Annotated in this window: 11 protein-coding genes and 1 riboswitch; all 11 genes read left to right on the forward strand. The window is 31.8% G+C overall.

Annotation, left to right across the window (positions count from 1 at the left end):
• Positions 1 to 121 precede the first annotated feature (121 nt).
• The 11 genes from WY13_RS03650 to hemB all read left to right on the forward strand — a co-directional run bounded on the left by WY13_RS03650 (position 122) and on the right by hemB (position 11,936).
• Positions 122 to 1,570: a PLP-dependent aminotransferase family protein gene (locus tag WY13_RS03650; RefSeq protein ID WP_063554355.1), complete on the forward strand. Its 1,449-nt coding sequence runs from the start codon at positions 122 to 124 to the stop codon at positions 1,568 to 1,570.
• Positions 1,570 to 2,118 carry an NUDIX domain-containing protein gene (locus WY13_RS03655; protein ID WP_063554356.1) on the forward strand — a complete coding sequence of 183 codons (549 nt, stop codon included), beginning with the start codon at positions 1,570 to 1,572 and terminating at the stop codon, positions 2,116 to 2,118. Before WY13_RS03650 ends, WY13_RS03655 begins: the two co-directional genes overlap by 1 nt.
• A gap of 144 nt (positions 2,119 to 2,262) precedes the next feature.
• Positions 2,263 to 3,069 carry an energy-coupling factor transporter transmembrane component T gene (locus WY13_RS03660; protein WP_063554357.1) on the forward strand — a complete coding sequence of 269 codons (807 nt, stop codon included), beginning with the start codon at positions 2,263 to 2,265 and terminating at the stop codon, positions 3,067 to 3,069.
• Entirely contained in the window at positions 3,066 to 3,791 is a 726-nt protein-coding gene (locus WY13_RS03665; protein WP_063554358.1) for an energy-coupling factor ABC transporter ATP-binding protein, read from the forward strand. Before WY13_RS03660 ends, WY13_RS03665 begins: the two co-directional genes overlap by 4 nt.
• Before the next feature lie 111 nt (positions 3,792 to 3,902).
• A riboswitch (cobalamin riboswitch) is annotated at positions 3,903 to 4,075 on the forward strand.
• 176 nt (positions 4,076 to 4,251) lie between these two features.
• Positions 4,252 to 5,769 (forward strand): cobyric acid synthase, encoded by a 1,518-nt coding sequence (locus WY13_RS03670; RefSeq protein ID WP_063554359.1) that lies wholly within the window; start codon positions 4,252 to 4,254, stop codon positions 5,767 to 5,769.
• 50 nt (positions 5,770 to 5,819) lie between these two features.
• The gene (cbiB, locus tag WY13_RS03675) at positions 5,820 to 6,773 is read left to right on the forward strand and encodes an adenosylcobinamide-phosphate synthase CbiB (protein WP_063554453.1); all 954 of its coding nucleotides are present in this window, start codon (positions 5,820 to 5,822) and stop codon (positions 6,771 to 6,773) included.
• Positions 6,774 to 6,806: 33 nt separating this feature from the next.
• A complete protein-coding gene (locus tag WY13_RS03680; protein ID WP_063554360.1) occupies positions 6,807 to 7,916 on the forward strand; it encodes a pyridoxal phosphate-dependent aminotransferase in 1,110 nt (369 codons plus the stop codon).
• 21 nt (positions 7,917 to 7,937) lie between these two features.
• Entirely contained in the window at positions 7,938 to 8,600 is a 663-nt protein-coding gene (locus WY13_RS03685; RefSeq protein WP_063554361.1) for an NAD(P)-dependent oxidoreductase, read from the forward strand.
• Entirely contained in the window at positions 8,597 to 9,469 is an 873-nt protein-coding gene (gene hemC, locus WY13_RS03690; RefSeq protein ID WP_063554362.1) for a hydroxymethylbilane synthase, read from the forward strand. Before WY13_RS03685 ends, hemC begins: the two co-directional genes overlap by 4 nt.
• Positions 9,470 to 9,479: 10 nt before the next feature.
• Complete coding sequence (gene cobA / locus WY13_RS03695) at positions 9,480 to 10,940, forward strand: uroporphyrinogen-III C-methyltransferase (RefSeq protein ID WP_063554363.1); 1,461 nt, start codon at positions 9,480 to 9,482, stop codon at positions 10,938 to 10,940.
• Positions 10,941 to 10,946: 6 nt separating this feature from the next.
• Positions 10,947 to 11,936 carry a porphobilinogen synthase gene (gene hemB / locus WY13_RS03700; protein ID WP_063554364.1) on the forward strand — a complete coding sequence of 330 codons (990 nt, stop codon included), beginning with the start codon at positions 10,947 to 10,949 and terminating at the stop codon, positions 11,934 to 11,936.
• The last annotated feature ends 146 nt before the right edge of the window (positions 11,937 to 12,082 follow it).

A 12,082-nucleotide genomic window follows, 5' to 3' on the forward strand; every position in this document is an offset into this window, starting at 1 on the left:
TAACTGACTAGTCAGTATTATTGAAACATTTTTTTTACTATATGTCAATAACTTATTTATTAATATTATTCTTTATTTATTTGTAAAATTGTGCAAAAATATATTTGAGGTGAAACCTGTTATGTTTTCAGAATTGAAGATAAATAAAGAGAGACTTGTATATATACAGCTAAAAGATTATATTAAAGATATGATACTGAAAGGCATGCTTAGAAGCGGAGAAAAACTTCCTTCCACAAGAGAAATGGCTTCAATGCTAAAAATAAGCAGAAATAGTGTAATGTATGCTTATGAATTTTTGCAAGATGAAGGATTTGTATACATGAAAAAAGGAAGGGGTACCTTTGTATCGGATGTAAAAGTAGATTTTCAGGAAAAGTGGAGTATAGATTGGGAAGACAAAATAAATCAATATGGAAAACTTTCCGAAAAATTAGATATAATAAAACATGAAGCAAAATGGGAAAAAGGAATGATATCCTTTAAAAGTATAGCTCCTGATGAAAAACTTTTTAATGTAGATGAATTCAAAAAAGCTTTTTTGAATCGTATGTCTATAGAAGGAGAAAAAGTGTTGAATTATGGGTATGCTAAAGGTTATAGACCCCTCATTCAATATTTACTTAAATATATGGAAAGCAAAGGAGTTTGTACAAAAGAAAAGGATATACTTATAACAAATGGATTTACAGAAGGATTTGATCTGATATTATCTTGCCTTACGGACAGGGGAGATAATATACTGTGTGAAAATCCAACTCATAATACTGCAATTAAAATTATGAAACTACATGGGCTCAATATAACTGGAGTAAAAGTTGAAAAGGATGGAGTATGTTTAAAAGATCTTAGTGAAGAGCTAAGCAAAAATAAATTTAAGATATCATATTTTATTCCATCTTATCAAAATCCTACAGGCATTGTCATGCCTCCTGAAAATAGGGTGAAATTATATAATATACTTAAAAGTTATAATGTCCCTATAATTGAAGATGGATTTAATGAAGAGCTTAGGTATTCAGGAACTCATGTAGCACCTATAGCTGCTTTTAGCGGTAGAGGAAATAGTATTATATATATAGGAAGCTTTTCAAAGGTATTATTTCCTGGAATAAGAATAGGATGGATACTCGCGGATAAAGTGCTTATAAACTATTTAGAGAGTTGCAAAAGGGCTAGAAATATTCACACTTCTTCTCTAGATCAGGCAATTTTTTATGATTACTTAAATCAGGGAAATTTTGAAAAGTATATAAAGAAAGCTCGAAGAGTATATAAGGAAAAATATGAATTCACCTTAAAGTGTGCAAGAGAGAATATACCTTGCGAAGAGATACTGGGTGAGGGGGGAATGCATATATTTATAAAGCTAAGGAATATAAGCTCCAGGCAGCTTTTAGAAAGGTGCTGCAAGAGAGGAGTAATATTTACTCCTGGTGATGTATTTTATGTAAATGATGAGGGATATGATACCTTTAGGCTTGGGTTTTCAAGAGTCAGTGAAGAAGATATAAAAAAAGGAATTATGATAATAGGCCAGGAGGCTAAAAAAATAGGAGGATGGACTTGATGAAAAAAATATCAGAAAAAACACTGTGTAAAGGAAAGTGGATTCAACTACAGGAAATAACTTATAGGGGAAAAAATAATGAGGAGTTAAAGTGGGAAAGAATAAAGAGAACCAATACTACAAATACAGTAGTAATAGTTGGCAAACTTGTACCATCTAATAAGTATATATTTATCAAACAATACAGAGCTGCTATAGATAAATATGTTATTGGATTTCCAGCAGGTCTTGTAGAAGGGGATGATATAGGTGAAAACGCATTGAGGGAGTTAGAAGAAGAAACTGGATATAAGGGAGAAGTAAAGTCAATGAGCCCTATGCTTTATTCAAATCCTGCACTTTTAACGGATAAGGTTACATTAGCAAGGGTTGATATATATGAAGATTTAATGGAAAATCAAATTCCCATACAAAAGCTGGAGCCAGATGAGGACATACAGGTAATTGCACTTCACAGAGAAGAACTTAAAGACTTTTTAATTAAAGAACAGGCAAGTGGAACTGCTATAGGAATGGGTGTATGGTATGTCTTTTATGGATTAAGCTAACAAGTCTGTTATACTAAAGATAAGCATTATGTTTACAACAAATGATAAAATGTTTTTTTATTTAATTGAATAATAATTGCTAGTATGATATATTTTTAACAAGGAAGCGGGAAAACTAAAAAATTAGAATTGAAGGTGTAATTTATGGAGGATTGGCTTTTTAAAAAAGATGAATACGTTCCCAAAGAAGATAAAGACAAATTTATAGATAAAAGTATATTTTCTATATTACATCTATTATCTCTTATTAAAAGGAACAACAAAGTAAATAATAGCTTTATATATAATTTAAATCCTATGTTAAAGCTTTCATTTACTATTTTAAATATATTGTTTTTATCGTTGTCTAAAAATTTTACTTATGTAATGCTTGTAGATGTTTATTTTCTACTAATTTTAAGTTTTTTGGATGTTCAAGATATAAAAAAAATACTGCTTTTAAGCATTTCTATTCCATTTTTTACGTTTATAATGCTCATACCTTCCATGCTTATGGGGAACATTAGAAATAGTGAAATGCTTTTACTAAAAGTAGCTGGTACTATAATTTCAATAAATGTTTTATCTTATACAACTAAATGGCATGATATAACTAAGGCACTAAAGATGTTTTTTATACCAGACATATTTATTTTGGTATTTGACATAACTTTAAAATACATTTATATATTAGGTGAATTTTCTTTGGACATGTTTTATGCACTAAAGCTTAGATCTATAGGAAGAAATAGTAAAAAATATTCTTCTATTTCAAAGATAATTGGCAGTTTATTTTTAAAATCAAAAGAAATGGGAGATGAAATGTATTGTGCTATGGAATGCAGGGGATTTACAGGAGAGTATGTGTCTCACAAAAAATTTAAATTTAAGTTTTTTGATCTAATATATTCAATAGTTAATGTACTTATCATAACTATGTATTTTTACATATCTAGGGTGGGATTAAGATGATAAAAATTGAGGACGCTTTTTTTAAATATAAAAATAATGAAGTATTAAAAGATATAAATGTAACTATAGAACAAGGAGAATCCATAGCACTTATAGGTGCAAATGGAAGTGGTAAATCTACCTTTTTAAAATTATTAAATGGAGTGGTATTTCCCACAAAGGGAAATTACTATTTTGATGATGTGAAAATATGTAAGAATGAATTGGAAAAAGGTAATTTCTCAAAGAAGTTCCATAAAAAAGTGGGATTTGTATTTCAAAATTCCGATGCACAACTTTTTTGCTCTAGTGTATATGAGGAAATTGCTTTTGGACCAAGACAAATGGGAATGGATGAAGATGAAGTAAATAAAAGGGTAAATGACTGTCTAGAACTTTTGAATGTGAAAGATTTAGAAAACAGGGAGCCCTATAACATAAGTGGAGGAGAAAAAAAGAGAGTGGCCATAGCTGCTGTACTTGCGTTAAATCCTGAAGTTTTGGTTTTAGATGAGCCTATGAGTGGAATAGATCCTAAGGGAAAGAAATTCTTAAATGATCTTTTTATCAAATTAAATAAAGCAGGGAAAACTATAATATGTTCAACACATGATTTTGAATATGTTAATGGACTTTTTAAACGAGTTCTTGTATTTTCTGAAGATCATCATATAATAAGGGATGACGCTTACAACAAAGTAATGGAAGATACTGAGTTTTTAGTGAAATATAATATCAAATAGTGTTATTAACTGTAAAACTTTAGAATTGCATGAAATTTCTATTTGATTTATGTAATATATTGGGTATTTCAAGTTGACATAAAACTCTAATTATAATAAACTTAGAATATAAATTGAATAGAAGATTCAGGTGCCTTTATAGGTGAAAAGGGAATACGGTTAAACTCCGTAGCAGCCCCCGCTACTGTATGTGATGATGAACTTTAGTTACCACTCGTAAAAGAGGAAGGTTAAAGTAAATATGAATCATAAGCCAGGAGACCTGCCTGATTGTTATTATATGCTTTCGGAGGGAGAGAAACTTTTAGTGTGGTTAACCTCAGCTTAAGCTGAGGTTTTTATGTTAAAGGCAGTAAGCTTTCTAAAACTTACTGCCTTTTGGCTTTAATATAGATATGTGTGTATTAATTAAAAGCAAATTTTTTATTATATTTAGGAAGTTTTGGGAGGAGTAATTGTTATGGCAAAAATTATGATTCAGGGAACTGGTTCTTCTGTAGGAAAAAGTATAATTGTTTCAGCCCTTTGTAGAATATTTAAACAAGATGGTTATTCAGTGTGTCCTTTTAAATCTCAAAATATGTCATTGAACTCATATATAACATTAGATGGCAAAGAAATGGGACGGGCTCAGGTACTTCAGGCTTATGCAGCTGGATTGCAGCCGGAAGCATATATGAATCCCATATTGTTAAAACCAACTTCAGATAAGAAATGTCAAATCATAGTTAACGGAAAAGTGTATGGCAACAGCACTGCCATGCAATATCATAATATGAAGCTGGAATTTAGGGATATGCTTAAAGAACACTTTGAAAATATGGAGAAGAAATTTGACATAATAGTAATGGAAGGTGCAGGAAGTCCTGCAGAAATAAATTTAAGAGATAGAGACATTGTGAATATGGGTATGGCAGAATCAGTAGATGCACCAGTACTTTTAGCAGGAGACATAGACAAAGGAGGAGTATTTGCATCTATTGCAGGAACAATGCTGCTTTTTACAGAAGAGGAGAAAAAAAGAGTAAAGGGCACTATAATAAATAAATTTAGAGGAGACAAAGATATACTGGAGCCGGGTCTTAAGATGCTTGAAGATATAGTAAAGGTACCTTGTCTTGGTGTTATACCTCATTTTAGATTGGCACTTGAGGATGAAGATGGAGCTGTAGAATTCAATAAAAAAGTTACAGCACCTATTGACATAGCCGTAATAAAGCTGCCTCATATATCTAATTTTACAGATTTGGATGCGCTTAAGAGCGAAGAAGACGTTTCTGTAAGATTTATAACATCTGTAGAAGAGTTTGGAAATCCGGATTTAGTCATTATTCCAGGAAGTAAAAATACTATAGAAGATTTACTTAAAATTAGGCAGTGCGGCCTTGAAGACCGTATAAAAAAATATAGTAAAACTGGAATTGTGATAGGATTATGTGGTGGATATCAAATGCTTGGTAAAGTCATAGAAGATCCTTATGGAGTAGAGACAGATGTAGGAAAAGTAGAAGGCATAGGGCTTTTAGATATAGAAACTATATTTGAAAAAGAAAAGGTTACAACTAGAGTAAATGCAAGAAGTAAAGTTGATTTTTCAATGAAAAAGGATGGAGAATCCTTAACTAATAGAAAATTAGATGTATACGGATATGAAATACATATGGGAATATGCAAATATGGAAAAGATGCAAGACCATTATTTAATATAACTGATAAAAATGGTGAAAAGGTTGACACAGAAGATGGTGCCATAAATATGTCAGGAAATGTAATTGGATCTTATATACATGGAGTTTTCGATGGAATTGACTTTAGAGAATTCATTGTAAATAAAATAAGACAAAATAAAGGATTAGGGTATAAAAAATCGAAAGCATATGAAAATCTCAGAGAAGGAGAATTGGATAAGTTAGCAAGCATAGTGCGAAAGAATTTAGATATAGATAAGATATATAGTATTATGGGCATTAAAAGATAATAATTAAATTTAGAAAAGAGGGGTTAAATTTGTCCAGTTCTTTTGTATTTATGAATTTAATAGATATTGTGATAGCAGTTGTAATTGATTGGATAATTGGAGATCCCTATTGGTTTCCCCATCCCGTTATATATATAGGAAAGTTTATATCCTATTTAGAGAAAAGTGGAAGAAGGCTTTGTAAAAAGGAAGATAGCTTAAAAGCATTTGGGGGATTAATCGTTTTTTTGGTTGCATTTGTTAGTTTTATTATACCTTTTGCAGTACTGCTGCTTTTAAGAAAAAATATTATTTTATACAATATAGTAAATACATTTATTATTTGGACGACTATTTCTGCTAAATGTCTTGCTGTAGAGGCAAAGAAAGTATACTATGCCCTTAAAAAAGAAGATATTGAAGATGCAAGGACCAAGCTTTCTTATATAGTTGGAAGGGATACATCCTCTTTAAGCAGTCAGGAAATAATAAGGGCAGATGTGGAAACTGTGGCGGAAAATACTTCCGATGGAGTAATAGCACCACTTATATATGCAGCTATTTTTGGAGCACCACTTGCCATGCTCTATAAGGGAATAAATACCATGGATTCCATGCTTGGGTATATGAATGAAAAGTATAGGTACATAGGATTTTTTCCCGCAAAGGTAGATGACGTATTTAATTTTATACCTTCTAGAATTACAGGGGTACTTATGTGTATATCAGCTTTTGTAGTAAAGGGAAATCCTTTTAAGTCTTTTAAAATAATGATAAGGGACAGGAAAAACCACAAGAGTCCTAATTGTGCTTATCCTGAGGCAGCAGCAGCTGGAGCTATGAGAATACAGCTTGGTGGCACAAATGTTTATTTTGGTCAAGTAGTTTATAAACCTACTATAGGGGATAAACTTATGGAACTAAGCTTTAAACACATAGGACAGTGCATAATAATTATGTATTTTACTGAAATACTTTTTATGATTTTATGTGGAATAGTTATAATTGGATTACCCAGAGCGTAATTTAGAAAATCAATGATATAGGGATGTGTTATTATGGAACATGGTGGAGATATATATACAGAGGGACTTTTAAAGGGAAGAAAGCTTTTGGATTTCAGTTCAAATATAAATCCACTAGGGGTACCTTTAAGTTTCAAAGAAAATATAGAGAAAGCATTAAAAGATGTAGAAAAGTATCCTGATGTGGAGTATAGACAACTTAAAAATTCAATAAAAGAGTATATAAATTTCTCGTTAAATTACTTTTATATTAAAGAAGAAAAAATATCAAGCAGCATGGAAGATACAAACATTGTATTAGGTAATGGAGCTGCAGAAATAATAGATCTTGTAATCAGTTCTTTTAAAAGCATATGCATTGTAGTACCTTCTTTTATAGAATATGAAAAAAATGCGGCAAAATGGAACTGCCAAATAATACATTCACATTTAAAAGAGAATATGGAGTATGATTATAAAGATATCAGACAAAAAATAGCAAAGTCAGAAGCATTAATTATTGGTAATCCAAATAATCCAAATGGCGGCGTAATAGATAAAGAGGAGTTTAAAGAAATACTTGATTACTGTGAGGAAAATCATAAGACAATAATTATAGATGAAGCTTTTGTGGAGTTTACAGGAAAAAGAGGGTGTTCTTTTTTAAGGGAAGCACAGAAATATAAATGTGTATTTTTAATTAGAGCTCTTACTAAATTTTTTGCACTGCCGGGAATAAGAATGGGATATGGACTTTGTAAAAATGAAAGTTTAATAAAAAGTATAAAATCCAAACAAAATCCATGGAACATAAACTCCTTTGCGGAAACAGCAGCCGAGAATGTTTTTAAAGATAAGAAATACATAGAAGACTCCATTTGCTGGATAGAAAAAGAAAGAAAATTTATGTTAGATGAGTTAAAAAAAATACCTTTGTTTGAAAAAGTGTATGATAGCTGCAGCAATTTTGTACTATGCAAGATCAAATATTTGGATTGCCAAAAACTATATGATAGATGTTTAAAGGAAGATGTTCTTATAAGAAGATGCAGTAATTTTAAAGAACTTGATAGTAAATTTATAAGATTAGCGGTAAAAGATAGATGGAGAAATGAAAAAATACTACAGGTGTTAAAAAAAATAAGTAAAGATGTAACTACTTAAGTTTTAAAGGGAGAAGGAGAGATGAAGGTAAACAATTTAGAAAATAATAATATGCTTGTGTCGCTGCTATCTCCTAAAATAAAAGTGATTATATTAGGTGGAGGACATGCAGCTTACATTAAATCAAAAACCTTTTCAAAAAAAGAATGCCAGGTTTATATATTGTCTAAAAAGTTTATGGATGATTTTGAAAGTATAGCTGGCCTCCCTAATGTAAATATAATTAATACAGAGTATGAAAAGAAGTATATAGAAGACAAGCACCTTGTAGTAATAGCTACAGATGATGTGAAAGTAAACTACAGCATAGCAGAGGATTGCAGAAAGTTATGTAAGATATATATAGATGCAACCAAGCCTGAAAATGGAAATTGCATTACACCCTGCCAGAGAAATACTAAAAATATTTCAATTGGGATAAATACAAGAGGAGTATCACCTGTAACTTCCGTGTTTATTGCAAATAAGCTGGTAGATTATATAAAAGAATATGATGAATTTGTAGAATTTACTTCTCATATAAGAAACAGCATTTGCAGTATAGATGATAAGAAAAAAATTATGAAGTTTATATGTACAGAGGATTTTTACTTTTTTTATAAAAAGGGAAAGGCCCTAGATGTAATAAATATGTTTTTTACAACAGCAAATTTAAGGATAACACAGGATGGTGATAACATTTGAATTTTAAAATTGCAACTCGAAAGAGCAAATTAGCCCAGACTCAAACTGAAATAGTAATGGATATACTGGAAAAAAATTATAATGCAAAGTGTGAAAAAGTGCTTATAGAAACAATGGGAGACAAGAGACTTGACATAGCCCTAAATAAAATAGGTGGAAAAGGTCTTTTCTTAAAGGAAATTGAGATGGCACTTCTCAAAGATGAAGCAGATGCAGCAGTTCACAGTATGAAAGATGTACCTTTTGATGTGCCGGAAGATTTTCAAATAGCTGCTATTTTGCAGAGAGAAGATGTAAGAGATGCTTTTGTATCTAAAGATAAAGTACCCTTTGACAAACTTCCTAAAGGAGCTAAAATTGGGACAAGCAGCAATAGAAGGGCAGAGCAATTAAAGATATTAAGGCCAGATATAGAGATAGCTCCTATAAGGGGAAATATACAGACTAGAATAAGTAAAATAGAAAGCCAAAATTTAGACGGTATAGTTTTGGCAGCTGCAGGAATTAAAAGATCCCACTTAGATGAACTAGTTACTGAGTATTTTAAAGTGGAAGATATGGTACCTGCAATTGGACAAGGAGCTCTCGGCATAGAAACAAAAAAGGACAGTAAAAATAGAAGCTTTTTCAGTAAATTAGACGATGAAGATACAAGAATTTGTGTAGAAGCTGAAAGAAGCTTTATGAGGACATTAAATGGAGATTGTCATTCCACCATAGGTGCCTATGCAAAAATAGATAAAGATACTATAAATATCATGGGAATGTTTATGGTAGGAAATAAACTTATAAAAAAGGATGTAACAGGGAACAAGGAAGATTATATGGTTTTAGGTGAAAAACTTGCAAAAATGATATTGAAAGCTTAAGGAGGATACTATGGGTAAAGTCTATCTAATTGGTGCAGGCCCTGGAGATGAGGAACTTATAACTTTAAAAGCAGTGAGAAAACTAAGTGAATGTACTGCAGTTATGTATGACAGATTGGCAGGACCTGGAATTTTAAAATATGTAAATGAGGACTGTGAAATATATTACTGTGGTAAGGAACCAGGATGCCATTATAAAAACCAGGATGAAATAAATAACATGTTAGTTGAACTTGCTAAAAAGGGACATGTAGTAGGAAGAATTAAAGGCGGAGATCCCTATGTATTTGGAAGAGGAGGGGAAGAAGCTCTAGCTCTTTTAAAAGAAAATATAGAGTTTGAGGTCATACCGGGAATCACTTCTCCAATATCAGCCTTAAATTATGCAGGAATACCTGTAACTCATAGAAAGGTAGCTCGAAGTTTTCATATCTTTACAGGAAAGACTGCTGAAAAGCTGAATATAAATTGGGAAGCTGCAGCTAAAATAGGAGGAACACTGATTTTCCTAATGGGATTTAGAAACTTGGAAGTAATATGCAGCAAGCTTAAGGAAAATGGTATGGATGAAAATACTCCTTGTGCAGTAGTTATGAGAGGAACTACTTCAAAGCAGAAAAAAGTTGTAGGAAAAATAAAAGACATAAAAGAAAAAGCTGAAGAGGCAGGACTAACTTCTCCCTGCATAATAGTTATAGGAGATGTTATAAAATTCAATGAGCAGCTTGATTGGTATGAGAAAAAACCTCTCTTTGGAAAAAATGTATGTATCACAAGGTCAAAGGCCCAGTCTCGTGAAATGAGAGAAAAACTTCTTGATTTAGGAGCTCAGGTCACTGAGATACATTCTATAGAAATAAAATATACTTTAGAAAATATCAAAGAGTATTTAGATAAATTGCCGGAGTATGATTATATTATTTTCACCAGTGTAAATGGAGTGAACAGCTTTTTTGAAAGACTTCTAACTGAAAATTATGATATCAGAAATATAAAAGGAAAATTTGCAGCTATAGGTCCTGCTACAGAAAGAGCTATAAAAAATAAGGGAATTATACCTGAGATAGTAGCAGAAAAGTTTGTAGCTGAAAGTCTCCACGATAAAATGAAAGGTTTCATAAAAAAAGGAGACAAGGTATTTATTCCAAGATCTAAAAATGCAAGACCTTATTTGGCAGAAGCCTTGAGAGAAGAAGGCTGCATAGTAGATGAATGTTATACTTATGAGACAATAGCTGGCAGCCTAACTGATAAAAATTGTTTCAATGATGTAGATACTGTTATTTTTACAAGTCCAACTACAGTTAGGAATATGATAGAACTTGTAGGGCTTTCTGCTATAAAGGAAAAGCAGGTAATTTCTATAGGACCTATAACAGGTAAAGAGCTGAAAAAGCATGATATAGATTATGAAATGTCTGAAGAATATACTACAGACGGAATTATAAAAAGACTATTAGAAGGGAAGTAAAAAAACATGTTTAGAAGACACAGAAGACTTAGAAAGAATCCAATTATAAGAGATATGGTTAGGGAAACTGTACTCAATCCAAGCGATTTTATTTATCCATTATTTGTGGTAGAAGGAGAAAATATTAAAGAAGAAATATCTTCACTGGATAATAATTACCACTATTCTATTGACAGGCTTCCTGAAGCTGTAAAAGAAATTAAAGATGCAGGAGTAAAGAGTGTAATTTTATTTGGAATTCCAGATCATAAAGATGAGGTGGCAACTTCAGCTTTTGAGGAAAATGGAATAATTCAAAAGGCAGTTAGAAAACTGAAAGAATTAGATCCAGAACTTTATGTAATTACAGATGTATGTATGTGTGAGTATACAAGCCACGGCCACTGTGGAATACTCAATGGACATGAAGTAGACAATGATGAAACACTTAAATATATAGCTAAAATAGCACTTTCTCATGCACAAGCTGGAGCAGATATGGTAGCACCATCTGATATGATGGATGGAAGAGTTGAGGCCATTAGAAACATATTAGATGAAAATGGATTTAAAAATGTAGCTATAATGGCCTATAGTGCTAAATACTGTTCTGCATTTTATGGACCTTTTAGGGACGCAGCGGATTCAGCACCTAAATTTGGTGACAGAAAGGGTTATCAGATGGATCCAGCTAATGTAAGAGAAGCTATGCTGGAAATAGAAGATGATATAAAAGAGGGAGCAGACATAATAATGGTAAAACCGGCCCTTCCTTATCTAGATGTAGTGAGACTTGCCAGGGATAAATTTGACTTGCCAGTAGCTGCTTATAATGTAAGTGGAGAATTTGCCATGGTTAAAGCAGCAGCTAAAGCTGGTCTTATAGACGAAAAAGCCATAGTAAAGGAAATGCTAACTTGCATAAAGAGGGCAGGAGCAGGAATGATAATTACTTATTATGCTCTTGACATATGCAGGTGGGTTAAAGAAGATTTTAAGGGATTTGAAAAAAACTAACAAGTCAAAGATGCGACGGATATTTTTTATCAGACAAGGAGGTAGGTTCCGCAGATAGTGAATCCTATCTAAGGGTTCTACTGACGCAGTATGATAAAAAATAGGCTAGCATACTGACTGGTTATTTCTTTGAAAATCCCTAAGTA

It is taken from the genome of Clostridium ljungdahlii (genome assembly GCF_001636845.1).
Lineage (GTDB): Bacteria > Bacillota > Clostridia > Clostridiales > Clostridiaceae > Clostridium_B > Clostridium_B ljungdahlii_A.

Coding starts and splice junctions, on each gene's coding strand:
- WY13_RS03650 (WP_063554355.1), top strand. CDS start 122: ATGTTTTCAGAATTGAAGATAAATAAAGAGAGACTTGTATATATACAG.
- WY13_RS03655 (WP_063554356.1), top strand. CDS start 1,570: ATGAAAAAAATATCAGAAAAAACACTGTGTAAAGGAAAGTGGATTCAA.
- WY13_RS03660 (WP_063554357.1), top strand. CDS start 2,263: ATGGAGGATTGGCTTTTTAAAAAAGATGAATACGTTCCCAAAGAAGAT.
- WY13_RS03665 (WP_063554358.1), top strand. CDS start 3,066: ATGATAAAAATTGAGGACGCTTTTTTTAAATATAAAAATAATGAAGTA.
- WY13_RS03670 (WP_063554359.1), top strand. CDS start 4,252: ATGGCAAAAATTATGATTCAGGGAACTGGTTCTTCTGTAGGAAAAAGT.
- cbiB (WP_063554453.1), top strand. CDS start 5,820: ATGAATTTAATAGATATTGTGATAGCAGTTGTAATTGATTGGATAATT.
- WY13_RS03680 (WP_063554360.1), top strand. CDS start 6,807: ATGGAACATGGTGGAGATATATATACAGAGGGACTTTTAAAGGGAAGA.
- WY13_RS03685 (WP_063554361.1), top strand. CDS start 7,938: ATGAAGGTAAACAATTTAGAAAATAATAATATGCTTGTGTCGCTGCTA.
- cobA (WP_063554363.1), top strand. CDS start 9,480: ATGGGTAAAGTCTATCTAATTGGTGCAGGCCCTGGAGATGAGGAACTT.
- hemB (WP_063554364.1), top strand. CDS start 10,947: ATGTTTAGAAGACACAGAAGACTTAGAAAGAATCCAATTATAAGAGAT.